19 protein-coding genes, 1 other RNA gene and 1 pseudogene are annotated in these 24,320 nt (G+C 55.4%); 13 read left to right on the top strand and 8 right to left on the bottom strand.

The genetic code is table 11. The features are described from left to right. Positions 1-10 precede the first annotated feature (10 nt). Positions 11-415: a ferric iron uptake transcriptional regulator gene (fur, locus tag NVB75_RS23865; protein WP_003212228.1), complete on the bottom strand. Its 405-nt coding sequence runs from the start codon at positions 413-415 to the stop codon at positions 11-13. A gap of 98 nt (positions 416-513) precedes the next feature. Here fur and NVB75_RS23860 point away from each other — a divergent pair, with 98 nt between their 5' ends. Then, the gene (locus NVB75_RS23860) at positions 514-1,041 is read left to right on the top strand and encodes an outer membrane protein assembly factor BamE (RefSeq protein ID WP_177050969.1); all 528 of its coding nucleotides are present in this window, start codon (positions 514-516) and stop codon (positions 1,039-1,041) included. A 62-nt stretch (positions 1,042-1,103) separates the two neighbouring features. Here the strand turns inward: NVB75_RS23860 and NVB75_RS23855 are convergent, their stop codons facing one another. Together NVB75_RS23855 and NVB75_RS23850 are read right to left on the bottom strand one after the other, a co-directional pair. After that, positions 1,104-1,418, bottom strand: coding sequence for an RnfH family protein (locus NVB75_RS23855; RefSeq protein WP_258343620.1), 315 nt, complete (start codon positions 1,416-1,418; stop codon positions 1,104-1,106). Beyond that, a complete protein-coding gene (locus tag NVB75_RS23850) occupies positions 1,411-1,845 on the bottom strand; it encodes a type II toxin-antitoxin system RatA family toxin (RefSeq protein WP_177019335.1) in 435 nt (144 codons plus the stop codon). Before NVB75_RS23850 ends, NVB75_RS23855 begins: the two co-directional genes overlap by 8 nt. A gap of 167 nt (positions 1,846-2,012) precedes the next feature. Between NVB75_RS23850 and smpB the strand changes: the two genes are divergently transcribed. Then, positions 2,013-2,495 (top strand): SsrA-binding protein SmpB, encoded by a 483-nt coding sequence (smpB, locus tag NVB75_RS23845; protein WP_258343619.1) that lies wholly within the window; start codon positions 2,013-2,015, stop codon positions 2,493-2,495. 55 nt (positions 2,496-2,550) lie between these two features. Here the strand turns inward: smpB and NVB75_RS23840 are convergent, their stop codons facing one another. Next, complete coding sequence (locus NVB75_RS23840; protein WP_226477075.1) at positions 2,551-3,318, bottom strand: FCD domain-containing protein; 768 nt, start codon at positions 3,316-3,318, stop codon at positions 2,551-2,553. Positions 3,319-3,579: 261 nt separating this feature from the next. On the opposite strand from NVB75_RS23840, the gene NVB75_RS23835 reads away from it, so the two are divergent. The 8 genes from NVB75_RS23835 to NVB75_RS23800 all read left to right on the top strand — a co-directional run bounded on the left by NVB75_RS23835 (position 3,580) and on the right by NVB75_RS23800 (position 13,809). Further along, positions 3,580-5,274 carry a lactate permease LctP family transporter gene (locus tag NVB75_RS23835; protein ID WP_258343618.1) on the top strand — a complete coding sequence of 565 codons (1,695 nt, stop codon included), beginning with the start codon at positions 3,580-3,582 and terminating at the stop codon, positions 5,272-5,274. Between the two features lie 70 nt (positions 5,275-5,344). Beyond that, positions 5,345-8,155 (top strand): FAD-binding and (Fe-S)-binding domain-containing protein, encoded by a 2,811-nt coding sequence (locus tag NVB75_RS23830; protein WP_258343617.1) that lies wholly within the window; start codon positions 5,345-5,347, stop codon positions 8,153-8,155. Positions 8,156-8,341: 186 nt separating this feature from the next. Continuing rightward, positions 8,342-8,626 carry a hypothetical protein gene (locus NVB75_RS23825; protein WP_008436825.1) on the top strand — a complete coding sequence of 95 codons (285 nt, stop codon included), beginning with the start codon at positions 8,342-8,344 and terminating at the stop codon, positions 8,624-8,626. A gap of 102 nt (positions 8,627-8,728) precedes the next feature. After that, positions 8,729-9,126: a transfer-messenger RNA gene (gene ssrA / locus NVB75_RS23820) on the top strand. Positions 9,127-9,313: 187 nt separating this feature from the next. Beyond that, on the top strand, positions 9,314-10,570 hold the full coding sequence (locus tag NVB75_RS23815; RefSeq protein ID WP_258343616.1) for an integrase domain-containing protein: 1,257 nt from the start codon (positions 9,314-9,316) through the stop codon (positions 10,568-10,570). A gap of 953 nt (positions 10,571-11,523) precedes the next feature. Then, entirely contained in the window at positions 11,524-12,504 is a 981-nt protein-coding gene (locus tag NVB75_RS23810) for an integrase domain-containing protein (RefSeq protein ID WP_258343615.1), read from the top strand. Then, positions 12,501-12,767: a hypothetical protein gene (locus tag NVB75_RS23805; RefSeq protein WP_258343614.1), complete on the top strand. Its 267-nt coding sequence runs from the start codon at positions 12,501-12,503 to the stop codon at positions 12,765-12,767. Before NVB75_RS23810 ends, NVB75_RS23805 begins: the two co-directional genes overlap by 4 nt. A 106-nt stretch (positions 12,768-12,873) precedes the next feature. Beyond that, positions 12,874-13,809 (top strand): restriction endonuclease, encoded by a 936-nt coding sequence (locus NVB75_RS23800; protein WP_258343612.1) that lies wholly within the window; start codon positions 12,874-12,876, stop codon positions 13,807-13,809. A 148-nt stretch (positions 13,810-13,957) separates the two neighbouring features. Here the strand turns inward: NVB75_RS23800 and NVB75_RS23795 are convergent, their stop codons facing one another. The 4 genes and pseudogenes from NVB75_RS23795 to NVB75_RS23780 form a co-directional block, all read right to left on the bottom strand. Next, positions 13,958-15,232 (bottom strand): restriction endonuclease subunit S, encoded by a 1,275-nt coding sequence (locus NVB75_RS23795; RefSeq protein WP_258343611.1) that lies wholly within the window; start codon positions 15,230-15,232, stop codon positions 13,958-13,960. Then, positions 15,225-16,859: a class I SAM-dependent DNA methyltransferase gene (locus NVB75_RS23790; protein ID WP_258343609.1), complete on the bottom strand. Its 1,635-nt coding sequence runs from the start codon at positions 16,857-16,859 to the stop codon at positions 15,225-15,227. Before NVB75_RS23790 ends, NVB75_RS23795 begins: the two co-directional genes overlap by 8 nt. Continuing rightward, entirely contained in the window at positions 16,853-19,963 is a 3,111-nt protein-coding gene (locus NVB75_RS23785) for a type I restriction endonuclease subunit R (protein WP_258343608.1), read from the bottom strand. The genes NVB75_RS23790 and NVB75_RS23785 overlap by 7 nt, the downstream gene beginning before the upstream one ends. A gap of 16 nt (positions 19,964-19,979) precedes the next feature. Beyond that, positions 19,980-20,997 (bottom strand): annotated as a pseudogene (locus NVB75_RS23780) (Fic family protein). A 489-nt stretch (positions 20,998-21,486) separates the two neighbouring features. On the opposite strand from NVB75_RS23780, the gene NVB75_RS23775 reads away from it, so the two are divergent. The 3 genes from NVB75_RS23775 to NVB75_RS23765 all read left to right on the top strand — a co-directional run bounded on the left by NVB75_RS23775 (position 21,487) and on the right by NVB75_RS23765 (position 24,289). After that, positions 21,487-21,780, top strand: a complete 294-nt coding sequence (locus NVB75_RS23775; RefSeq protein WP_258343606.1) for a DUF6124 family protein — start codon at positions 21,487-21,489, stop codon at positions 21,778-21,780. Between the two features lie 354 nt (positions 21,781-22,134). Further along, positions 22,135-23,067 carry a chemotaxis protein CheV gene (locus NVB75_RS23770; RefSeq protein WP_026078109.1) on the top strand — a complete coding sequence of 311 codons (933 nt, stop codon included), beginning with the start codon at positions 22,135-22,137 and terminating at the stop codon, positions 23,065-23,067. A gap of 70 nt (positions 23,068-23,137) precedes the next feature. Continuing rightward, on the top strand, positions 23,138-24,289 hold the full coding sequence (locus NVB75_RS23765) for an HD-GYP domain-containing protein (protein ID WP_258343603.1): 1,152 nt from the start codon (positions 23,138-23,140) through the stop codon (positions 24,287-24,289). The last annotated feature ends 31 nt before the right edge of the window (positions 24,290-24,320 follow it).

The raw sequence follows: 24,320 nt of genomic DNA, 5'->3' as shown, positions 1-24,320 counted from the left end.
CGTAGCTTTCTTACTTTTTCTTACGTATGTAGAGAACCAGATTGTGGTCCACCAAATCGAATCCATGCTGCTCAGCGATCATGTGCTGGAGCTTCTCGATTTCCGGACTGGTGAACTCGATAACCTCATTGGTATCCAGGTCAACCATGTGGTCGTGATGACCGCCGTCGGCCAATTCGAACACTGCATGACCGCCGTCGAAATTATGACGAACCACCAGTCCTGCTGCTTCAAACTGGGTCAGTACACGGTAAACCGTGGCCAGGCCGACGTCCTCGTTAGACTCCATCAGCGCCTTGTATACATCCTCGGCACTCATGTGGCGCTGCTCAGCAGAATCGAGCATTTGTAGAATCTTGACTCGTGGCAGAGTCACTTTAAGACCGGCTTTGCGTAGTTCGCTATTTTCAACCATGGTTAGCTTTCTCGCGGATGCTGCTTCGCAGCTTCTCTTAATACGGGTATGATCGGCGTTTACGTTGTCCCAGCCAAGATAGTGGAAGTCGCCCACCGATGCAAAACACCAAGCTCTTGCTAACCAGTTTCACCTTTGTGGGACTGCTCGCACTCGCCGGTTGTTCATTCCCCGGGGTTTACAAAATCGACATCCAGCAGGGCAATGTCGTCACGCAGGACATGATAGACCAGTTACGCCCGGGAATGACCCGACGGCAAGTACGGTTTATCATGGGCAATCCCCTGCTGACCGACACATTCCATGCCGATCGCTGGGATTATCTCTATAGCATCCAACCTGGTGGCGGTGAACGCCAGCAGGAGCGGGTCAGTGTCATCTTCAATGGCAATGACCAGCTCGTCAGCCTGTCGGGGGACTTCAAACCGGGCGTAAGCCGCGATGAAGCCTTGCTGGGCAAAGACACCGGCACCACGACTCCTGCGCCCGCGCAGAACGAGGAGAAGCCGAAGTCCGAAGTACCGGCCAAGCCTGGCTCCTTGCTGGACGAGATCCAGAAAGGCGTCGACGGCGTGCAAACCGTTCCGGTGCCAACTCCAGAACCTCTGGACGCCAGCCCGCAGTAAGTTTGTAACACTCGATAAAAAGCCCGGCATGCCGGGCTTTTTGTTGCCTACCGTTTCTCAAGCTATGAATTCTGCTGTTTTGCCTTGGCAGCCTTCGCCGCACGCAAGCGACGTATCTCCATCGGATCTGCCAGCAATGGCCGATAGATCTCGATTCGGTCTCCAGCCTGCACACAACGAACATCCGCGTCCGCAACCACCTTGCCGAAAATCCCCAAAGGGCAATTCTCCAAATTCAGCTCCGGGAATTGCGCGGCCATTCCAGAACCCTGCACCGCCGCCCTGAGGCTTGAACCCGGCGCTACTGCCAGGCTCATCAACACCTGGCGATCCACCGCGGCGTACACCACCTCGATATCAACCAATGGCTCAGCCATGCATTTGCTTGGCGCGTTGGCAGAACGCGTCCACCAAGGTATTGGCCGCTTGATTGAACAATGGGCCCAAGGTGGCACGCACGATAGGGCCGGCATAGTCGAACGACAGATCCAGGCTGATCTTGCAGGCCTTCTCGTTCAACGCCTTGAACACCCACACACCATGCAACTGAGTGAACGGGCCTTCTTCGAGATTCATCTCAATGGACTGCCCGGGCACCAGCGTGTTGCGCGTGACAAAGTGCTGGCTCAAGCCGCCCTTCGCCACCCCCACGCTGGCAACCATATGCTCATCACTGTTCTCCAACACCTCGGCAGTCGAACACCAAGGCAGGAACTCCGGGTAACGCGCCACGTCGTTGACCAGGTCATAGAGCGCCTGTGCCGGGTAAGGCAGCAGGGCCGAACGTTGAATATGCGTCGTCATGTGAGCGTTAGTTCCACAGCTGAGCGGCAAACATCGCGAAAGGACAAGAAGATTCGCGAAAGAAAAAATCAAAAACCAGCCTACATTGTCCGGGATTCATTCAACACGCTCAAGCACGCAGGTTGACCGTAGCCGACGCGCTCGCAACTCCCTATAATGCCGCCCCTATGGCTAAACAAAAGAAACACCCAACAGGGACCATCGCGCAAAATAAAAAGGCGCGACACGATTACTTCATCGAACATCGGTTCGAGGCTGGTCTGGTCCTGGCCGGCTGGGAAGTAAAAAGTCTGCGTGCCAGCAAGCTGCAACTGGTCGACAGTTACGTGCTGCTCAAGGACGGTGAGGCATGGCTGCTCGGCAGTCATATCACGCCGCTGATGGCCGCCAGCACCCACGTGATTGCCGACCCGGTGCGCACGCGCAAGCTGCTGCTCAATGCTCGCGAGCTGGAAAAACTCCAAGCTGCCGTGCAGCAAAAAGGCTACGCCTGCGTCTGCCTGTCGTGGTACTGGAGCAAGCACCTGGTCAAGTGCGAGATCGCACTGGGCAAGGGCAAGAAGGAATACGACAAGCGTGACACCGAGCGCGAACGCGATTCCAACCGGGAATTGCAGCGCGCCGTGCGTAACAAGGGCAAGGAAGATTGAATTTCTTGTGACTTGATGTGGCTGAGGGAGCCCACTCCCTCAGCCACAACAATCGCTACATCCCCTTGCGCCGCTCCGCCCGCGCCATGCGCTGAACCTCCTGACGAACTTCTTCCAGCACTTCCTGCACATACAGCAGGTGACGTGTTGAAACCTCCCGCGCCTGCTCGGCACGCCCTTCGATAATCGCCAGGTACAGATCACGGTGCTGATTGATCAACATGTCCCGTGTTTCGGTACGCTGCTGATACATGCCACCAATGTTGGTCACCACGTTACGCTTGAGCAGATCGAACAGGCCGCGAATGGTATGCAGCAATACCGCGTTATGGCTGGCCTCGGCAATGGCCAAGTGAAACCTCGCATCCGCCGCGCCCTCTTCCGCCCGACTCACTTCATCTGACCGCGTATAGCAATCCTGCAGCTCTTCGAAGGCCGCCGTCAGCCGCTCGCGGTCCACCTCAGTGGCGCGCAACGCTGCGTAATACGCGCACGAGGCTTCCAGGGTCTGACGAAACTCCAGAAGGTCGCGCTGTGCCTCGGGATTATTTTCCAGCAGATGCAGCAGCGGATCGCTGAAGGTTGAACCCAGCGACTCCACCACATAATTGCCCCCGCCCTGACGACTGATCAGCAAACCTTTGGCCGCCAGCTTCTGGATCGCTTCACGCAACGACGGACGCGACACCCCGAACTGCTCAGCCAGTGCGCGCTCGGCCGGCAAGCGCTCGCCCGACTTCAGCGTGCCCTCAAGGATCATGCCCTCAAGCTGCTCGACGATATCGTCAGACAAACGGCGCTGACGCACCTGATCAAACCCCATAACTCACTCTCCACCATCCCGACCACTCGCCGGGGCCCCTATTCTGGCCTATTGCCGTGTATCCGGCACCTATCAGAACGTCCTCGTTTCAGCCAATCAGCATCCACTCACGCTGACCTACGACCAAAGATTCGCAAGCGGCAAATTGACACATCCCCCTGAAGGCTTTTAACCTAGCCAACGGTGATTGTAAATTGGTAATACCAATTACCCAAATCACCAAAGCAGTGCCTGACCAACAACAATTAGGGGCCACCCCATATGCAAACCTGGCAACAGCTCTACAGCCCGCTCGGCAGCCTCGGCCTGTCCGCACTGGCCGCCGTCATTCCCATCGTATTTTTCTTCCTGGCCCTGGCGGTGTTCCGCCTCAAAGGCCACGTTGCGGGCAGCATCACCTTGGCACTGTCGATCCTGGTGGCGATCTTTGCCTTCCAGATGCCGGTCGATATGGCACTCGCCGCCGCCGGTTACGGCTTTGCCTACGGCCTGTGGCCCATTGCCTGGATCATCGTCGCCGCCGTATTCCTCTACAAACTGACGGTCAAGAGCGGCCAGTTCGAGATCATCCGCAGTTCCGTGTTGTCGATTACCGACGACCAGCGCCTGCAAGTACTGCTGATCGGCTTCTGCTTCGGCGCGTTCCTGGAAGGTGCAGCCGGCTTCGGTGCACCGGTGGCGATTACTGCCGCATTGCTGGTAGGACTGGGCTTCAACCCGCTGTACGCCGCCGGCCTGTGCCTGATTGCCAACACGGCACCCGTTGCCTTCGGCGCACTGGGGATTCCGATCATCGTCGCCGGCCAGGTGACGGGCATCGACGCGTTCAAGATCGGCGCCATGGCCGGTCGCCAGTTGCCGCTACTGTCGTTGTTCGTACCGTTCTGGCTGGTGTTCATGATGGACGGCGTGCGCGGTGTCAAAGAGACCTGGCCAGCCGCACTGGTTGCGGGCCTGAGCTTCGCCGTTACCCAGTTCTTCACCTCGAACTACATCGGGCCTGAACTGCCGGACATCACCTCGGCCCTGGCCAGCCTTATTTCCCTGACCCTGTTCCTGAAAGTCTGGCAGCCCAAGCGCACTGCCGGCGCGCAAATCGCTGGCGCAACGTCCGGCACTGCCGTCACTGCCAGCGCCGGTGGCTTTGGCCTGCCTCGCAACACCCTGGCTTCGCCTTACAGCCTGGGGGAAATTTTCAAAGCCTGGTCGCCATTCCTGATCCTGACCGTGCTGGTCACCATCTGGACCCTGAAGCCGTTCAAGGCGATGTTCGCCGCTGGCGGCGCGATGTACAGCTCGGTGTTCAACTTTGCGATTCCGCACCTGGATCAACTGGTGATCAAGGTTGCGCCCATCGTTGCTACGCCAACGGCCATCCCTGCGGTATTCAAGCTTGATCCGATTTCCGCAACCGGCACGGCGATTTTCTTCTCCGCCCTGGTGTCGATGCTGGTGCTGAAGATCGATTTCAAAACTGGTCTGACCACCTTGAAAGAAACCTTCTATGAGCTGCGCTGGCCGATCCTGTCCATCGGCATGGTGCTGGCCTTTGCCTTCGTCACCAACTACTCAGGCATGTCATCGACCATGGCCCTGGTGCTCGCAGGTACCGGCGCAGCCTTCCCATTCTTTTCGCCATTCCTTGGCTGGCTCGGCGTGTTTCTGACCGGCTCCGACACCTCGTCCAACGCGCTGTTCAGCTCACTGCAAGCCACCACCGCGCACCAGATCGGCGTCAACGACACCTTGTTGGTAGCGGCGAACACCAGCGGCGGCGTGACCGGCAAGATGATCTCGCCGCAGTCGATCGCCGTGGCATGCGCCGCGACTGGCCTGGTGGGCAGGGAATCCGACCTGTTCCGCTTTACCCTCAAGCACAGCCTGTTTTTCGCGACGATCGTCGGGCTGATCACCTTGGCCCAGGCTTACTGGTTCACCGGTATGCTGGTGCACTAAGACCTGCACGCGATAGGGTAAGAACCGACGCCGGGCAGCGATTCCGGCGTCTGCTATTTCTGGAGGACCGATGAGCCTGCCTGCTGCTTTTCTGAGCGACGCCGCACAACTGATCCCGAAAGATCGTCGTTTCGACGATCCACTCTCCACCCTCGCCTTCGGCACCGACGCCAGCTTTTACCGACTGATCCCACAACTGGTGATCCGTGTCGAGTCGGAAGATGAGGTGGTGGCGCTGCTGCAACTGGCCCAACGCGACCGCGTGCCGGTGACCTTTCGTGCGGCGGGCACCAGCCTTTCGGGACAGGCCATCAGCGACTCGGTACTGATCGTGCTCGGGGACAATTGGAACGGGCGCGAGATTCGCGGCCAGGGCACACAAATCCGCCTGCAGCCCGGCGTGATCGGGGCGCAGGCCAACGCTTGGCTGGCGCCATTCGGGCGCAAGATCGGCCCGGACCCGGCGTCGATCAATGCCTGCAAGATTGGCGGCATCGTCGCCAACAACGCCAGCGGTATGTGCTGCGGCACGGCGCAGAATACCTATCACACCTTGGCAGGAATTCGCCTGGTGCTGGCCGACGGCAGCCGCCTGGACACCGAAGATCCGGCCAGTGTCGCGGCCTTTCGCCAACGTCATGGCGACCTGCTTGAACGCCTGGCGACCCTGGGCCGCGAAACGCGGGCCAACGCCGAATTGGCTGCGAAAATCCGCCACAAATACCGTCTGAAAAACACCACCGGCTTGTCACTCAACGCCCTGGTGGATTTCGACGAGCCACTGGATATCCTCAGCCATCTGCTGGTGGGTTCCGAAGGCACCTTGGGCTTTATCAGCGCAGTGACCTACGACACGGTGATCGATCACCCGAACAAAGCCTCGGCCCTGATCGTGTTCCCCGATGTGGAAACCTGCTGCAACGCGGTGACCGTACTCAAAACCCAACCTGTTTCAGCGGTTGAACTACTGGACCGCCGCAGCATGCGTTCGGTGCAGGACAAACCCGGCATGCCGGCTTTCGTACAGCAGCTATCGGAAAATGCCTGCGCCCTGCTGATCGAGTCCCGCGCGGCCTCGCCCTCGCTGCTGCATGAACAACTGGCGCTGATCATGGCCTCCCTGGCCAGCTTCCCGGTGGAGAAACAAGTCGACTTCACCGAAGACCCGGTGGAAAACGCCCGCCTGTGGGCGATCCGCAAAGACACCTTCCCCGCCGTGGGCGCCGTGCGTAAAACCGGCACCACCGTGATTATCGAAGACGTGACCTTCCCGGTGGAACAACTGGCCATTGGCGTTAATCGCCTGATCGAGTTGTTCGACAAACATCATTACGATGAAGCGATCCTTTTCGGACACGCTCTGGAAGGCAATCTGCACTTTGTGTTCACCCAAGGCTTCAACAGCGCGGAAGAAGTCGCGCGCTACCAGGCGTTCATGGACGACGTCGCCCAGTTGGTGGCGGTGGAGTTTGGCGGCTCGCTGAAGGCCGAGCACGGCACCGGTCGCAACATGGCACCCTTCGTCGAACTGGAATGGGGCAGCGATGCCTACCAGTTGATGTGGCAACTCAAGCGCCTGCTCGACCCCAACGGCATTCTCAACCCGGACGTGGTGCTCAGCGAAGACCCGCAAATCCACCTCAAGCACCTCAAGCCACTGCCCGCCGCCGACGAGCTTGTGGATAAGTGCATTGAGTGCGGCTTCTGCGAGCCGGTTTGCCCATCAAAGGGACTGACCCTGAGCCCGCGCCAGCGCATTGTGATCTGGCGCGATATCCAGGCCCGGAAACGCGCCGGCATCGACACCACCGAACTGGAGGCGGCCTATCAATACCAAGGCATCGACACCTGCGCGGCCACCGGGCTTTGCGCCCAACGCTGCCCGGTAGGCATCAATACCGGCGACCTGGTGAAAAAGCTGCGCGGCCGCGACGCCGACCGCACCAAAACAGCTGAATGGCTGTCGACGCACTTCGCCACAGCACTGCAAGGTGCGCGCTTCACCCTGCACGTAGCCAACGGCGCGCGCATGCTGCTGGGCGCGCCGCGACTGGCGAAGCTCTCGGCCACGGTAACCCGCCTGTCCAAGGGGCAAATCCCCCAGTGGACCAACGCCATGCCGCAACCGGAAAAGGCCATTCGCTTCAGCCCCGCCGTGAGCGATGAGCGTCCACGGGTGGTGTACCTCGCTGCCTGCGTATCACGTGCGATGGGCCCGGCAGCCGGTGACCAGGAACAGATGTCGCTGTACGACAAAACCCGCGGCCTGCTGGAAAAAGCCGGTTACCAGGTAGTCTTCCCCGACAATCAGGACAACCTCTGCTGCGGCCAGCCTTTCGCATCCAAGGGCTACGCCGAACAAGCCGAACACAAACGCCAGGAACTGATCGGCGCCCTGCTCCACGCCAGCCGTGGCGGCCTCGACCCGATCTACTGCGACACCAGCCCGTGCACCCTGCGCCTGGTCCAGGACCTGGCCGAAACCCGTCTCGACCTCTACGACCCCGTGCGTTTTATCCGCACCCACCTGATGGACCGCCTCGACTTCACCCCCCAGGAAGCCCCGATCGCCGTGCATGTCACCTGCAGCACCCAGCATTTGGGAGAAAGCCAGGCGCTGATCGACCTGGCCAGGCAGTGCAGCAAAAACGTGGTGATCCCCGAAGGCATTCATTGCTGTGGGTTTGCCGGCGACAAAGGCTTCACCACGCCGGAGCTGAACGCGCACTCACTGCGCAGCCTGAAGGACGCCGTGCAACATTGCAGCGAGGGCATTTCCACCAGCCGTACATGTGAGATTGGTCTGACGCAACACGGTGGAATTGATTACCACGGCCTGGTGTACCTCGTGGACCGAGTAACCCAGCCGCGGGCCCATTAGAGCCGCCCCTTTTTGGTGCCAAACCTAATGATTTCGGGGTTTTTCGACTAATCCAGCGACAAAACAGAACCCCTGCGCGCCGGCGTAGTCATCTGCATAGGCCTCGACAAACGAGGCTCATCAGTGACCTCGCTGGCTGCACGGAAAACCGGCAGCATCGAGCCCTATTTGCACGAGGAGATACCCATGAAGCGTTCCGCTCTTGCTGGTTTGTTCATTACCGCTGCGATGCTGGCGTCCCCCGCTTTTGCCGCCGGAACAAAAGACGATCTGTGCCAAATCAACCTGGACAAAATCAACAACGGGAAAGCGTTGCTCGCCACCGACACCAGCGGCAAATCTGGCGAAATCGACACCGCCGTTTCCCAAGCCAAGGCAGCCCATGCAGCTGGCGATGACAAAAAATGCATCGAGATCACCTCCAAGGCGCTGCAAAGCCTGCAGGACTCGGACAAAGGCGGCAATCAGTAACCTGCTGACTGCTCAGGCCAACCTTCGGGTTGGCCTTCTGTGACCGATTGGCGTACACTGCACAGGCTTGTCACTCACTAAGAAACAACGAGTTACAAGCACGGGGCCGTTTAGGATTCGACGCCGGTTGCGAAACTTTAGGTGCATGCCGAGTTGGTAACAGAACTCGTAAATCCACTGTTGCAACTTCTTATAGTTGCCAATGACGAAACCTACGGCCAGGAATTCTCTCTCGCTGCGTAAGCAGCTTTAGATCCTGAGCTTCTGGTACCTTCGGGTCCAGCAATCACCAGGGGATGTCTGTAAACCCAAAGTGATTGTCATATAGAACAGAATCGCCGTGCAGTACGTTGTGGACGAATCGGCTAAAACTTACACAACTCGCCCAAAGCACCCTGCCCTTCGGGTCGCTGAGGGTTAACTTAATAGATACGGCTAAGCATGTAGTACCGACAGCGGAGTACTGGCGGACGGGGGTTCAAATCCCCCCGGCTCCACCACTTCAACATCTAAAGACGTCCACGGACGTCTTTTTTTGTGTCTGCGATCCAGTAAATACGCGGCCTCCAGCGCTTTTTCGGTCTTCTGAGATTTTTTGAGTTCCGGCCGCTCGGGTATTCCAGACGGTATTCCAGCCCATCCGGTGCTAATCTTTGGAATACCGAATCAGTGCCTGAGGACAATCTCATGCCTGCTAAAACCCTCCGCCTCTCCGATCGACAGCTCAAGGGAGTCAAACCCGCGTCCAAGGATTACGTCCTCACCGACGGTGACGGTTTGCAGCTCCGCGTACGCAGCAACGGCTCGTTGCTGTGGAATTTCAATTACCGCGAACCGGTGACCAAGAAGCGCATCAACATCGGCTTCGGGACCTACCCCGAGCTGTCGCTGGCGAACGCACGAAAGATGGCAGTCGAAGCACGCGAGCTGCTCGCCCAGGGCATCGATCCGAAGGTGCAGCGCAATACGTTGAATGAAGCCAAGCGCGCGGAAACCGAACACACCTTCGAGAACGTGGCCACCGCCTGGTTCGAGCTCAAGAAAGACTCGGTCACCCCGGCCTACGCCGAGGACATTTGGCGGTCGCTCACGCTGCATGTGCTCCCTGACTTGAGGACGACGCCACTCGCGAAAATCACCGCGCCGATGGTGATCGGGTTACTTCGTCCAATCGAAGCTAAAGGCAGCCTGGAGACGGTCAAGCGTCTTAGTCAGCGGCTTAACGAGATCATGACCTACGGGGTGAACTCCGGTCTGATCTTCGCCAACCCACTCAGCGGCATCAGGGCAGTATTCAAGAAGCCCAAGAAAGAGAATATGGCTGCGCTTCCGCCCGAAGAGCTCCCCGAACTCATGCTAGAGATCGCGAACGCCAGTATCAAACGCACCACCCGCTGCCTGATCGAATGGCAGCTGCACACGATGACTCGCCCCGCCGAGGCGGCGACTACTCGTTGGGCAGACATCGACTTCGAGAGGCGTGTTTGGACTATCCCACCGGAGCGGATGAAAAAACGCCGCCCTCACAGCATCCCGTTGAGTGATCACGCGGTCGCACTGTTGGAGTCACTGAGGACTCACAGCGGTCATCGCGAGTACGTCTTCCCGGCCGACAGAAATCCACGTACCCACGCCAATAGCCAGACCGCCAACATGGCGTTAAAACGTATGGGCTTCCAAGATCGGTTGGTCAGCCATGGCATGCGCTCGATGGCCAGCACCATTTTGAATGAACATGGGTGGGACCCGGAGCTCATTGAGGTCGCACTGGCGCATGTAGACAAGGATGAGGTGCGCAGCGCCTACAACCGAGCCGACTACATTGAACGCAGACGACCGATGATGGCCTGGTGGAGTGACTACATCCAGAAAGCCGCCACCGGCAGCCTGCTCGCCTCCGCATACGGCCAAGCCAGAGACAAGAACGTGGTGCCGATCCGCTAGCTCTGTACAGCGCAAGAACGGCAGCAGCAACATTTGAGCGCTCAAGATTCGGGGAGGCAGCCTCGCGTATCCGCTTTTTAACACGGGTCCATCCAAACAGGGCTGCAAAGCCGCCCTGTTTGGATGGACCTTACTTTGAAGAGCTAAAAGCAACCACGTTGTCCGGCGTTTGCCACGGAGTTCCATCGGTGGATAACCGTTCTTCAAGTCCAAAGTGACGCTGAATTTCAAACCTTGACCGGGTTTATCCACAGGCGTAGAACTGGCCGTGCAAGCGCTGTCGATGACAGCAACCCAGGTGACCCGAACCTTGAAGGTCACGCCGCTCTCGCGGTGGTTCTCCCCCCAAATGGCGATTCGCATCCGGCAGCTCGCCCGGTCACCTCCCCCGGTGATGGATGCCTACTTCAGATCATGGCCCTCGTGCGCCAGACGACACTTCCTACTTCGCTGCCCTGCAGCAACCTATCCGCTTGGCCGAATCTTGCGCCAGCCTGTGCCCGTCTCTTTCTCCTGGAAAGAGACGGGCACTTCTAGCATTGCTGCAGCCCTTATCGCACTTGGCTTTGCGGCAATTCCCCTCGTGACAATCGGTGTGACAAACGCCGATGTCACCAGCAACAGCGATGTAGATGATGGTGCCGCAGACCACGGAATGGACTGCACCTGACTGACAGTCAGGCATGCCCCGGTCATCGCATTACTGCTTCCACCCGACTCAGGATCTCGCGGCACCGGTCTCGTCAGCCAGTGCAGCCTCCACCCGCCCACCGGTATCGGTGCTCAGGAGGCCAGATCATGAGATGCCCTTGCTCCCGGTCGTAAGGAGCCGCCAGTCCCGTGTAGTGGATACCCCCCACAGGTCGCAGGGGCCTTGATCCCTGATAACACTCAGCACTCTTGGCGGGAAGACGTGGGGTGAGGACGGGAGAACGAAACGTGAGGTGACCGACATGGCATTAGTGGGTAGGCGCGATGGTCGTAATTTCGGTTACGGCAGGCAGTTGAGCTATGCAGGACCGCAGGCGCTAAAAGATATGTTCGGCTGTGGCCACTACGGCACGGTTAAAGCGCACTGTGATCGGTGGCTGGCATTCGTGAAGTGGTGCCGCTCCGAACAGGGTCCCGGTATCAATGATGCGCGGCAGATTGATCGGAAGGTGTTGGCCGACTATGCGGCGTATCTTCACGACGTGGTTAGACGCGGTGACCTCGCCGTCAGCACCGCTCAAAACCGGCTCTCCAGCGTTAACAGGACCATGGCAGCGCTACGCGGTGATCAGTGCGTGAAGTTGCCCAATCCGAGCAAGGCGTTGGGTATGCAGCGCACCGGGGTTCGTCACACGATCCCGCAGGGCCAGGATCGCGAACAGGTTAAGCAGATCGTCGATGCGCTTTGCCGCCACCATCAGCTACGCGCCGCCGCTGTCGTCCTATTGGCGCGAGCCACCGGCATGCGCTTACGTGAGGCCATCTTGGCTGACCTGCCACGGTTGAGCCATGAGGCTAATGTCCTAGGCAGGATTAACATTCAGGATGGCACCAAAGGCGGTCGCGCCGGCGCCTCGGCACCACGTTGGATTGCGGTGGACGACCATGTTCGAGGTGCACTTGGGTTTGCACGGCAGGTGTCACCTGCGGGTAGCCGCAACCTGATTGCACCAAACGAACGTTACCTGGAGGTTCTGCAAGAATTCGTCCGACCTGCTCGGGGCATCCTCCATGAGCACAACCTCAAAGGCTTTCATGAGCTACGAGCGGCGTATGCATGTGAGCGCTACGAGCACATAACCCAATACCCCGCGCCAATCAATGGCGGCCAATGTTGCCAGGTAGACAGGAACCTTGATCGAGAGGCCCGACGACAAATCAGCTATGAGCTGGGGCACGGGCGGATCGACGTGGTCGCTGCCTACATTGGAGGGTGCGCATGAGCAAGTCATTCGAAATGGAGCTGTTCTTGTCTGCGGTGTTAACGGGCTCGCACGCAACTCGACAACGCCATGTACGACAGGCGAAAATCATCCAGGCTGAGATTGCAGAGCGCTGGCAGCGAGAAACGCCTTGGACTTGGCAGCGGAAGCATGTGATTTGGTTCCTAGAAAAGCGTCTAGCCCGGCGCAGCAATGCAACGCGGTATTACTACCTCCTAACCCTGCGACTGCTCGCTCGTCGCTTAGAAAAGTCATGGGTATAAATATGGTAGGCAGCGCGTTGAGATCAGCAATTTGGCTCACTAAGACAAAGCGCAGTCGCTGAGCTACTACGTTGGACTAAGCCTCTCATCAGGAATAGAAAGAGCCATGTCAGTCCCGACCTACGACCAGTTCATAGAGCCCATCCTACGTTTTCTCGCCACACTCCCTGACGGTTCCTCCGCCAGCGAGGCTCACGAAGCCGCCGCCATGTCTCTTGGCCTGAGCGAGTCACAGCGGCAGGAGACCATCGCAAGTGGCCAGGCCACCTACAAGAATCGATCAGGCTGGGCGCATGATCGGCTAAAGCGTGCTGGCTACTCCAGCAGCGCCAAGCGTGGCTACTGGCAGTTGACCGACACCGGCCGCGCATTCGCCCAGGCCAACCCGACCCCGTTGAGCCCAGAGCAAGTCGAGCACCTAGCTGTGAACTTCATGAGCGTGAAGCTGAAGACAGCACCGGACGCCGCCTCGCTGGATGAAAGCAGCGACACGTCAGAGCCTATTGCCAAAGCCGGCCTCGCCACTAGCAGCCCGCAGGAGCGCCTAAACCAAGCCATCCTTGAGCTGCGCACCAGCGTCGCAGGAGACCTGCTGGACAATTTGCTGCAAGCCAGCCCTACGCGCTTCGAGCACATCGTACTCGACGTGCTGCACAGCCTGGGCTATGGCGCGAACCGGCAGGCTCTGCAACAAGTCGGCGGCAGTGGCGACGGTGGCATCGACGGCGTCATCTCGCTGGACGCACTGGGGCTGGAAAAGGTCTACGTGCAGGCCAAGCGCTGGCAGAACACCGTTGGGCGTCCCGACCTGCAAGCGTTTTATGGCGCCCTGGCCGGGCAGAAAGCCAAACGCGGTGTATTCATTACCACCTCTGGCTTCACCGCCCAGGCCGTTGACTTCGCGCACTCGGTCGAGGGGCTGGTACTGGTCGACGGTAAACGCTTGGTAACCTTGATGCTCGACCACGAGGTGGGGGTCAGCTCGCAGCTTTGCAAAGTGCCCAGGCTCGATAGCGATTACTTCGACGAATCGCTTGGCTAAGCCGACGCTCGACAGCCCAAATCCATTCTAAGCAATTCATAGACCTCGTTACATGAAAAATCAAAAGGGGCAACTTCAAAAAATGGGGACAAGATTTATTGCTCATCATCAAGCGCAGACCAAATAAAACTCTCCCGTTATTGTTCCGTCATATTACTTTGACCTGGCCATTCATTAGCATAGGGAGAAGCCAGTCGCGAAGTCTTGCCAATCCAGTATTCTCTCTTTGGTTCACAATTATTGCTTTAATCATGGAGTCTAGTTTTTCGCCAAGAGCCTTAGCCACTTCGAGATTGAACGGAACTGGAAAGCGCATCATGACACCTGGATTTACCCGTTTATGGCTGTTGGAGGTGCCCGTTGCTGATTGTGTACAGTGCGCGATAAATTGTGGCGACGTGGCCACCATGTACAGAAAGTTCTTGATACTACTGCTTGGTGTTCGCCACACGACAAATTCCGTGGAACAAATCAAGCCCTCTTCTTCCATGGCGTAAATAACTCGGCTGAACCACGGATTCAGCTTTGAGACCAAAACATCACTATCTTTGACAGTGAATTTGTTACTCCCAATGGTTTCGCCAGCCTCAATTCCAAAGTTATTAGTGGCGTCATATACTGGGATACTAAAGTGCCTGAAGACCTTATCAGGATAGTTCGCTGGATTTACTGACTGACTGCTAACAGGAGTGATTTTCGACAACGTTGTGGCATCCCATCCCTCCGGGATTTCCCGCTTCAGAGTTTGGTTGTAGGCCATTTTGCCGCCGGAGGTCTTGTAGGGCTTGCCATTAGTGTCAGGGAAGTCGAACTGAACAAACCAGTAGTCGTAAAGTGTTTTGACAATAGCTTCTAGCTCGGAGTTTATGCGATTGTTCGTCTTGATCTTGTCAGTAATTGCTTTTAGTGCTGCCGCAATATTGCTAGTATTTTCTAAAATAGGTATTTCTAGCGCTCTCAGATCCGGCAGACACAAATTGCTAACAGTCGAGCCGGTTCTGTCACTCTTCCTGATTTGTTTCTGCACAAATTCAGACTGTAGCGCAAAGAGCAAATATTGGCTCGATATTTTCTTTTGGTTGACTTTAAGTAACACCATGCGTTGGCCAAGGCAACATTCTAGACCAGCTGGGATTAAGCAAACCTCTCCCATTGGGGCCTCTCTAGTTATAATTATGTCGCCTGGTTCTGGCGCGGCTCTTTTAACCCTCTCTTTAAATGAAGTTTGGTCTGTAAAGGACGGCGAGGACAGATCAAGCTCACCGCCCTTTATGTTAAAGTTTCTTATGACGATCGCACCTTCATCAGCCCACTTAGGGGTTGAGTGAGGGCAGTCCGTAATTGAAGTGCACAGATCATCTAATGGAATGGTTTTTCCTGGAAAACCTTTTAAATACGACGATACTGCATGACCATTACTCATACTTCAACCCCGCCAGCTGTTTCTTTATTTCAGCCTCCAGCTCATGTGACTGCACAAATAGGCTTTCTAGATTTACGGTAAAGCTGTTCATCTTCTCGGCGAATTGATCTGGCGTGATATCAATATATTCAACCTTAACATCGAAATACTGACCTGCACTCAGACTGTAGTTTTTTTCTTCGAGCTGCTCATAACTAACAGTCACGGAAAAATCTTCTACGGCCTCTCTGGAGTTAAAGGTATCGATAATGAACTGCTCTTCCTTCGGACTGAGAACGGTCCTCTGATTTTTACCGTCCTTGATTTTTCCGCCGAGATTAGACGCGTCAATCAGCACTACCTTGTCTTTGCTGCTGGCATCTATAAATAGAATGGAGACGTTTGTGCCGGTGGTAGCAAAAATATTGGAGGGCATGGATACCACACCGGCCAGCATCTTGTGTTCGACAAGATATTGTAAGATGCCCTTGTCGATACCTGATTTCGCGGAGATAAAGCCGGTGGGCACTACCACGGCAGCCTTTCCACCGGGCTTGAGCGAATAGATGATGTGCTGCAAGAACAACTGGTAGATTTCCATTTTGTCCGTTGCTTTCGGTTTTATCTTGGGAATACCGGCAAAGAAGCGTGACTTGTTTTCCTTGCTGTCCAACGCATCGCGAAAATCGCTGAAGTCCAGTTTAAAGGGAGGGTTGGAGACGATGTAATCAAATTTCTTCAGGTCTTTGCCATCACGGTGATAGGGGTGCAAGACGGTGTTGCCCTGAATCACATTGGGGATGGAGTGCACTAGGTTGTTCAGAATCAAGTTCAACCGCAGCAGGCTGGAGGATTTTTGCGAAATATCCTGGGTATAAATGCTACAACGGTTTTCACCGATGGCATGTGCGACGTTCATCAGCAAGGTACCGGAACCTGCGGAGGGGTCGTATACGCTGACGTTGCGTACGTCGCTGCGGGTGCCCTCCGGCACCAAGATTTCCGCCATGATGCGCGCTACCGCATGGGGGGTGAAGTATTCGGCGTATTTGCCACCTGAGTTGCTGTTGTAATCCTTGATCAGGTATTCAAACAGGGTGGCATAGAAGTCAAATTTCTGAGTGAAAATACGCTCGAAGCTGAAGTCCACTAGCTTGTTGATAATGGCCCGGCAGAAATCATCACGCTTGGATTCGTCGGCAATGTACTGGCTCAGACGGTCAAACAGCACAACTTTTGTACCGCGATCGGTTTTTACTGCGAACACGTCGTTGTTGCTGATGGCTATATCCAGCAGGGTATCGTCAAATAGCTTGGCGAAATCAGCGGTGGCCTGCCTATTGTAGAGGTAACCGATGAAGTGCACTGGTTTCAGCCGAGCCGTGTCACCGCCCATCCGCCGTTGCAGCATTTCCAGTTCGTTTTTTGGCATCTTTGCCAGTGCGTCCTCCAAGCTGGCTTCGGCAACCAAGATAGGTTTGATTCGTTTCGCCTCGTAGGCGAATTTGTCGTTGAGAAACTTGTACAGAAATGCTTGGGTGATGATCTTGAATTCGTTGCCATCATTGCCCAAACCATAGTTGGCGCAAATACTTTTCAGGCTGTCGATCAATGCCTTGGCTTTCTGTTGAAACTCAAACTCTACCACGAACGTGCTCCACTGTTGTATTCATTCAGGTATTCGGTGACGACCAAATGATTGATGTAATCTGAGGTGTCGGGGTTAAGTTGTATCTGTTGCTCATCCAGGAATCGGACTATGACTCGTGGCATCATTTGTCGCTCAAAGTAGTTTTCATTGAGCAATATCTGATGGTTATTCAGCGCCTGTTCGTCGGCGTCCTGTTTTACCCCGGTAAGTGCCGCGAATATTTTGCGTTCTGATTCATTTATGTCGTTGTTACTGTTTTGACGCTCTTGCAAGCGCTTATGGATGCGGGTGTATTTGGCATCGCCCAGATACTTCTGCCGGAGTTGGTTATTCTGGCGGTTTAGCTCTTTTACACGTACATGTATTTTTTCCAATGCGCCGATATTGGCGACCATTTCATCTTGGGTGACTTCGCTGAGGTTCTTTTTCTTGAACAAGCGCTCCAGCTCTTCCTTCAGACTGATGAACTGCGGGTCTTGCTGGTCAAAGTTGCTGGCCAGCGCCTCGCGGGTTTGGCGCAGGGTGTTCTTCAACTGGTCGGCCAGTACCAGTTCTTCTTCGCCGATCTTGATGAATTTGAAGATGACATCCTCAAGGGCGACATTCAGCAGGTTAGTGGTGTCCGCACCTTGCTCGATGCTTTCCTTGAGGTTGAGCATGTCCAGGTGGTTGCAGGTTTCCCGATACAGAATGTTCAGCTTGGCAAAATCCAGCTCATCAAGAGCGCCATACTCGCCTTGCAGGCGGATCAGGTTATAGAGGCTTCTGGCATTTTCCAGTGCCTTTTTCAGTGCCAGGATGGTGTGCCGATCTTGTATCTGGTTGATCTGGTCGGCAAAGACTTCGGCGTTTTCAATATCGAAGCGGAACAGCACATCTTTGATTTGCTCAATTTCCTGCTGAATTTCTTCGCGGGATTTGAACAGCTTGGAGTAGTGCTCCATTTCGTCGCCGAGTTCATCGTTCAACTCTTTTAGGTAGCGTTGGTTGGTTGCCTCGAACTCTTTGCTGATGTCGGCAAAGTCCACCACGTAGCCATAACGGAAATCCTTGTAGGTGCGGTTGACTCGGGTTAACGCCTGCAGCAGGTTGTGTTTGCGAATCACCCGGCCCAGATACAGCTTTTTCAGGCGCTTGGAATCAAAGCCGGTGAGGAGCATGTTGTAGACGAACAGGAGGTCTATTTTTCCTGCCTTGAAGTCTTCCACCCAGTCTTTGCGTTCTTCCTTGGTGCCGATGTCGTGCAGGATCAGCGCTGCGCTTTTGACCTTGTTATCCAGCCTGACTCTGGCGGCATAGCTGTTTGGTTTGGCGGCAGCAATCAGGATTTGTGCGGAGTCCTTGACTTCATAAGGTGCGCTGGAAGTTTGTGCATAGACCGCGTTGAAGATGTCGAACATCTGCTTGGCTTGTTCCGAGCTGTCGCAGATCACCAGGCCACCAATGCTGGCATCGTTAAGCGTGCCCCGGCTTTTTTCAAAGTCGGTGACGATGTAGTCCAGCATCGGCTCGACAAAACTTGCATGGGCATAGATGAGCTTGCGGTCTACGTCGCCCATTTTGACTTCCACGTCTTCCAGTGCCTGTTGCAGCACCATTTTGTAGTTAGTGGCGATCTCTTCCCGGATCAGGCGTAGCGTGTAACCGTCGGCAATGGAGGCGTTGTAATAGTATTTGTGGATGTAGCCGCCAAAAAGCGCCCGCGAGTTGTAGTCGTCGCCCAGCAGTGGTGTGCCGGTAAGACCGATCTTGATGGCGTTGGTGTCCGACTGGCCCAGGTTGGCAAGGAAACTGCCCGTGGGGTTGTAGCTGCGGTGTACTTCATCAAGAAAGTACACGCGCTGGATGGCGACGTCGTAGTCATTGGTCGAAACGACATCCGGGTCGTCCTTAAATTTCTGGATGTTGACCACGGTGATTTCCGGTTTGCCCGAATGGTTGTGGATCACCTGGGTTGCCTTGATGGCACGGGTAAAGGCTTCGCGCGAATCGATGGTGTAAACCGTCAGGCCGCGTGCGATGAATTCCCGCTGTGCTTGTTGTAGTAGATCAAGCCGATCGACGATGAAGTAGAACTTGGGAACGATCTGCCGCTTCTGAAAATGGTCGGTCAGAAAGCGAACATTGTAGAAGGTCAGTGCGGTTTTGCCGCTGCCCTGGGTATGCCAGATAATCCCCTTCTTGATGCCGTTATCGAGTGTTCTTTCGATGGCCTTGGTGGCGAATAGCTGCGGGTAACGCATGATGTGCTTGTGCAGCCCGTCAGCCTCCGACACATAGGCGAGCGCGTAACGCAGGATAAATGCCAGCCGCTCTTTGCCAAGCAATGAGGTGCAGATACGGTTGGTTGGCCGGTTCGGATCTTTGTTGGTCTGGAACTCGGGATTGTTACGGATCACTTCGAGGTTGTTGTCTTTCAATACCCTGATCTCTTCCGCTTCCGGCAGCGGCTTGAGCAGGGCCGTCAGGTTCAGTACTTCTTCTTCGCGGAAGTAGTTGAAGACCGGCTTATGGTAGGAGCTGCTGGCATAGAAAGCACCTTGTACAGGCTCCGGGTCGCCGTCGTCGTACTCCATGTTGTTGGAGAAGATCATGAACTGGGTGGTGTTGGCAAAGCGTCTGAATTTGGGGTTTTGAAAGCGCTTGTTGATGCGATCACGCTCGGCCAGTATACCTTCACGATTGTTGGGCTTTTTCACCTCAATAAAGACCAGCGGCATGCCGTTGATCAGCAAGGTGATGTCTGGCCGGAATTCTTCATCGCCATTCTGGCAGGTCAGTTCCGTGACGACATGGAAGCTGTTGTTGTTGAAGTTTTCGAAATCAATCAGCCGGGTATTGGAGCGAGCGCTCAGGCGTTCAAAGAAAGCGCGGCCGAGGTCTTCGTTATCCAGCAGCAGTTTGGTGTCTTCCAGCAGGCGATGCACATCATCCGGTTTGATGCCTGGGTTGATTTTGCTTATGGCGGCAAAAAAAAGCGTTGGGAAGATATTGGTATTCTGATCCCAGGTTTGATCCTTGAGTGACAGGTACTGATAGCCCAGCCGCATCAGATGGAGGATGACTGGGATTTTGACTCGGGTGTCTTCATTGAACTTCATGCTAAGTCCCTATTTTTTACGTCGTGCGACGCCATTTCGCGCCACGCCCTTTGCCAGTCGATTCAATCAACTCCTCCGATTTCATTGTCGGCAGCCCCAGCCGCACTACGTCCCGGCTGACGCCTGGGCAAGTTTCCTCGATCTCCGAAATAGAAAACGGCAGGGCTCGATCCAGGATTTCCGTGCGAACCCGGTGGCCTTTGCTACCTCGAAAGCGCTCAATGGTGCCGACGCTCTTCAAACTCGCGGTAGGCCCGCAGCAGAGCTCACCAGAAGTAGTCGAGTCAGAGTTTGACGTCGTGTTGCCCTTGATGCCAGCCCTGTGAGCTTGCTTCCAGTGTCTGGTATAGCCTTCCTTGGCGTCCTCGAAGATGCGCTCTAGACTGATATAGCGACCCACGGCGTAGTCGAGTTGGTAGAGCAGCACAGACTCAGCAAGCGAGAGATGCGGCCATTGCCGTCTTGGAAGGTGTAAATACATAGGAGGTCAAGTATCGCCAGCGGATTTAGCCCCAGTGGGTCGGCCAGGTGCTGATCCAGTGCGGTGGAGAGTACCGAGTCAAGTCGGCCACGGCCATCGGCGTCAAATGAGCGGCTACTGGCTGGACACGCGGCCGTGACGTGCCGTCCGGAAGGTGTTCGATGATATCATTTTTTGGCGGCTTTCCAGCGTCCGCTGGGCAGCGGCATGCACCGATACATCATGCTGTACAGTTACAGCGCCGCGCCTTCGTTGAAGGTCATGTGTTCGGCCGATTCGTGGATCAACGCCAGGGCATCGCGGTAGCCGGCGATCTGCTGTTCGAAGCGACTCTTCGGTGCTGCATTGCGGATCCAGAGACTTCAGTCGTGAGGACGAGACAACAACACCTTCCAATCGGTTGCATATCTTGCTGAATTCGACCAAGGCGATCTGGCGCAGGCCCTTGAGGGCTTCGGGGGACTGCGACGTATAACTGTTGCTTGCCCTGATACTCTGTTACTGCCACCAAACCTGAGCACTCAATCTTCTCACTGGGGAGAAATGTTAGCACTGAAGCATTCCAGGTGGTATTCCAACCGATCAGTAAAACCAGAGTTTTTATATTAAAAACAATATATTACGGATCTAATTCAACTTACCCCGGCCCAAACACGAAGCACCACCAAAACCCGCCTCGTCGTGCGGGTTTTGCTGTTCTGGGCTCCTGAAAACACACCGCAGAATGGACCTTCGGATTTTTCCCGCAAGACGTCGCGCCCTTGGTGAACTGGTGCTCATCAATCGACACGACTAGCCTTGAAACGTCGCTGCAAAATCAGCGACCGGGTTTAGCAGCTCGGTTAATATCAAGGCATGCAATGCCACCATCCGTTCAAGCGAAGCATCTTGCGTTCGCTTGTCCACGTTATGGCGGCTGTGCGTGGGGCACTTTCGAGTGCGCTGGGTTCCTTGATTCCTGGTCTGCTAACCCGCGTACAGTCGCCACCCTTTTCGTTTAGCAGCGATGTCTGGCGACTCCACCAATCAAGGAGTTGCAGTCATGAAAAAGCACAGCCCCAATCCCCCATGCCCAAGCCAATCCGGCGCGGATATCTTCTGTATCGCCCAAGGCATCGATCCCGAAACCCTGCTGGTACAGGCCTGCGAAACCCTCGCCTCGCTGAACGCACTCACGACTGACCTGGCTTTCGAGCTGGATGGCGCCTATCGCCATAAGCTTCTGGCCACTCAGCAACTGGGCGTCCTGGGTGAGTTGCTGGTGACGCGCGCACTGGACATTCTGGTGCCAACAGCAGATTCAGAAGCAGCGGGAAGGACCGCTTTCCAATCCTGAAATAGCCATCCAGCGGGGACGCACCAAAAAGTCAGAAAAAGGTGAGCGACCTATTTCCCAACAATAACGCCGCCACCTTTTTTCGGACGACGAATAATCAGGTCTTCAGAAAAACTCTCTTCGCCAGTGCATGGACAATTGACCCGCTAAATTAAAACACTTCTCAATCGCTCACAAAACAAATTAGCCAGCTAACTTTCTAATATCCATTCGAATAGACGAACAACAATACTTTAACTTTTCTGGCACTCCCCGCCCAAATACCCTCTTTATTTTCACAAATATTTTACATAGTCCTTTTTAAGATGATTCCACTACGACATTATCGTCATGCAAGCCGTCTAAGGAGTGGGTATGGCAGGTTTAATGGCGTCAGTTAACAGTCGTACCCAGCTGGTGGGTCAAAATCGACTGGAACTATTGTTGTTCCGGTTCAACGACCGCCAACTGTACGGAATAAATGTATTTAAAGTCCGGGAAGTCATTCGTTGCCCAAAGCTATCGATACTACCTAAGTCTAATATCAATATTTGCGGAGTGGCGAATATTAGAGGTACCAGTATTCCAATACTGGACCTGGCGATGGCGACCGGACTGCCGGGCGTCAAGGACACTGAAAGTGCCTTCGTCATTCTGACGGAATATAACAGCCGCGTGCAGGGCTTCCTGGTGTATGCCGTTGAACAGATTGTCAATTTGAACTGGGAAGACATACATCCACCGCCCAAGGGCAGTGGCGAAAACAACTACCTGACGGCTGTTACGCACACAGGCAACCAACTGGTAGAGATTATTGATGTAGAAAAAGTCTTGACCGAGATATCGCCATCGTCCGAGGAAATCTCATTGGGTGTAGTCGATGACGAGGTGAGCCGGTTGGCGCGACAGTTACGCGTTCTGACCGTAGACGACTCCATGGTGGCCCGTAAACAGGTCACCCGTTGTCTGGAAACCGTCGGCGTTGAGGTCGTCGCATTGAATGATGGTCGACAGGCTCTGGACTATCTTCGCGCAATGCTCGAGGAAGGCCGCAAGCCGGATGAGGAGTTTTTGATGATGATTTCAGACATCGAAATGCCAGAGATGGACGGCTACACATTGACTGCCGAAATCCGCAACGACCCTCGTATGGCGAACCTGCACATTGTGCTGCATACCTCGCTGTCCGGTGGGTTCAACCAGGCCATGGTCAAGAAGGTGGGCGCCGATGACTTCCTGGCGAAGTTTCGTCCCGATGACCTAGCTGGCCGCGTGGTAGCCCGTATCAAAGCCACCAGCGTCTGTTGATTTTCAAAGATCGTACGTTCGAGCCAAGGAGGCTTTATAGGAAACACCATAAAAATAAAGAGGTCAGGTCATGTTGAAATGCAACGAGCTCTATCCAGTGGCCTCCGACAGTGAGGCAAGACCCTTTTGGAGAAATTCTCCTTCCCATTCTGACTTGAGTGTCCGCTGCGCGGTGGGTTGCGCCAGTGACACGCCAAAACACTCGAACGCCTCGCAGCCTTTGCCGTCCGAGGACCGTGCCTGCTACCGGCAAGACCCGCGCACGCCAATGAAAGACGAATTGGTCGCCGCCATGCACATTTGTGCAACGGCCAAAGCCGCGGTTATTCAGATGTTCAGTCATGCGCGCATGGGGCGGGCCCTGGAACTTGAAAACGTCCGCGCGCTGGTTGAAGACATCTCCAATTCAATCGCCCGCCATCCAGACGCGTTTATCAGCCTGGCCCGGCTTAAAAGTCTCGATGACTACACCTATATGCATTCGGTCGCGGTCTGCGCCTTGATGATTGCCCTGGGCAATCAACTGGGTCTGCCTGAAACGCTGATTCAACGGGCAGGGCTCGCCGGCCTGCTGCACGACATCGGCAAGATGGCCATTCCCGGCGCCATCCTGAACAAGCCCGGGAGGTTGAGCAGCGAAGAGTTACAACTGGTTCGCACCCATCCGTTGGAGGGGGAACAAATGCTTTCAGGTACCTCACAGGTGTGCGAGATGGTCATGGATGTTTGCCTGCACCATCATGAAAGGATCGATGGCAAGGGCTACCCGCATCAATTGGCAGGGGCCCAGATCAGCTTGTTTGCCAAGATGGCCGCGGTCTGCGACGTGTATGACGCCATCACCTCCGACCGCGCCTATAACGAGGGTTGGGATCCGGCTGTCGCGATGCAGCAGATGTCCACGTGGGAAGGACACTTTGACGATGAAGTATTCCGGGCTTTTTTAAAGTCTGTTGGCATTTACCCTGTCGGGTCCATTGTTCAACTTAAAAGTGGTGGCATCGGTGTGGTGACCGAACAGCACAGTCATTCGCTCCTGACACCAAAAGTTAAGGTGTTCTTCCTGCCGGTGTTGAATATTTATATAACACCTAGAACTGTCGACCTGAGTGATCCATTACAGAAGGACCAAATCGCTGCACGCGTTCCTGCCCAGCGTTATGGTTTTAAAAACACCGAGTCACTATGGCTCGAAGATAATGCAGTGCCTGAACACGTTTAACCTAGACCCCAAGCTGTACCGTCAACTGTAG

Source organism: Pseudomonas sp. CBS (genome assembly GCF_024734645.1).
In the GTDB taxonomy this organism is placed as follows: Bacteria; Pseudomonadota; Gammaproteobacteria; order Pseudomonadales; family Pseudomonadaceae; genus Aquipseudomonas.
The sequence above is the reverse complement of the archived record's forward strand: the minus strand, read 5'-3'. Positions and strand labels throughout refer to the sequence as shown.

What these genes read in the sequence shown, in the direction of transcription:
- fur (WP_003212228.1), bottom strand. Translation starts at nt 415, where the DNA reads ATGGTTGAAAATAGCGAACTACGCAAAGCCGGTCTTAAAGTGACTCTG.
- NVB75_RS23860 (WP_177050969.1), top strand. Translation starts at nt 514, where the DNA reads ATGCAAAACACCAAGCTCTTGCTAACCAGTTTCACCTTTGTGGGACTG.
- NVB75_RS23855 (WP_258343620.1), bottom strand. Translation starts at nt 1,418, where the DNA reads ATGGCTGAGCCATTGGTTGATATCGAGGTGGTGTACGCCGCGGTGGAT.
- NVB75_RS23850 (WP_177019335.1), bottom strand. Translation starts at nt 1,845, where the DNA reads ATGACGACGCATATTCAACGTTCGGCCCTGCTGCCTTACCCGGCACAG.
- smpB (WP_258343619.1), top strand. Translation starts at nt 2,013, where the DNA reads ATGGCTAAACAAAAGAAACACCCAACAGGGACCATCGCGCAAAATAAA.
- NVB75_RS23840 (WP_226477075.1), bottom strand. Translation starts at nt 3,318, where the DNA reads ATGGGGTTTGATCAGGTGCGTCAGCGCCGTTTGTCTGACGATATCGTC.
- NVB75_RS23835 (WP_258343618.1), top strand. Translation starts at nt 3,580, where the DNA reads ATGCAAACCTGGCAACAGCTCTACAGCCCGCTCGGCAGCCTCGGCCTG.
- NVB75_RS23830 (WP_258343617.1), top strand. Translation starts at nt 5,345, where the DNA reads ATGAGCCTGCCTGCTGCTTTTCTGAGCGACGCCGCACAACTGATCCCG.
- NVB75_RS23825 (WP_008436825.1), top strand. Translation starts at nt 8,342, where the DNA reads ATGAAGCGTTCCGCTCTTGCTGGTTTGTTCATTACCGCTGCGATGCTG.
- NVB75_RS23815 (WP_258343616.1), top strand. Translation starts at nt 9,314, where the DNA reads ATGCCTGCTAAAACCCTCCGCCTCTCCGATCGACAGCTCAAGGGAGTC.
- NVB75_RS23810 (WP_258343615.1), top strand. Translation starts at nt 11,524, where the DNA reads ATGGCATTAGTGGGTAGGCGCGATGGTCGTAATTTCGGTTACGGCAGG.
- NVB75_RS23805 (WP_258343614.1), top strand. Translation starts at nt 12,501, where the DNA reads ATGAGCAAGTCATTCGAAATGGAGCTGTTCTTGTCTGCGGTGTTAACG.
- NVB75_RS23800 (WP_258343612.1), top strand. Translation starts at nt 12,874, where the DNA reads ATGTCAGTCCCGACCTACGACCAGTTCATAGAGCCCATCCTACGTTTT.
- NVB75_RS23795 (WP_258343611.1), bottom strand. Translation starts at nt 15,232, where the DNA reads ATGAGTAATGGTCATGCAGTATCGTCGTATTTAAAAGGTTTTCCAGGA.
- NVB75_RS23785 (WP_258343608.1), bottom strand. Translation starts at nt 19,963, where the DNA reads ATGAAGTTCAATGAAGACACCCGAGTCAAAATCCCAGTCATCCTCCAT.
- NVB75_RS23775 (WP_258343606.1), top strand. Translation starts at nt 21,487, where the DNA reads ATGAAAAAGCACAGCCCCAATCCCCCATGCCCAAGCCAATCCGGCGCG.
- NVB75_RS23770 (WP_026078109.1), top strand. Translation starts at nt 22,135, where the DNA reads ATGGCAGGTTTAATGGCGTCAGTTAACAGTCGTACCCAGCTGGTGGGT.
- NVB75_RS23765 (WP_258343603.1), top strand. Translation starts at nt 23,138, where the DNA reads ATGTTGAAATGCAACGAGCTCTATCCAGTGGCCTCCGACAGTGAGGCA.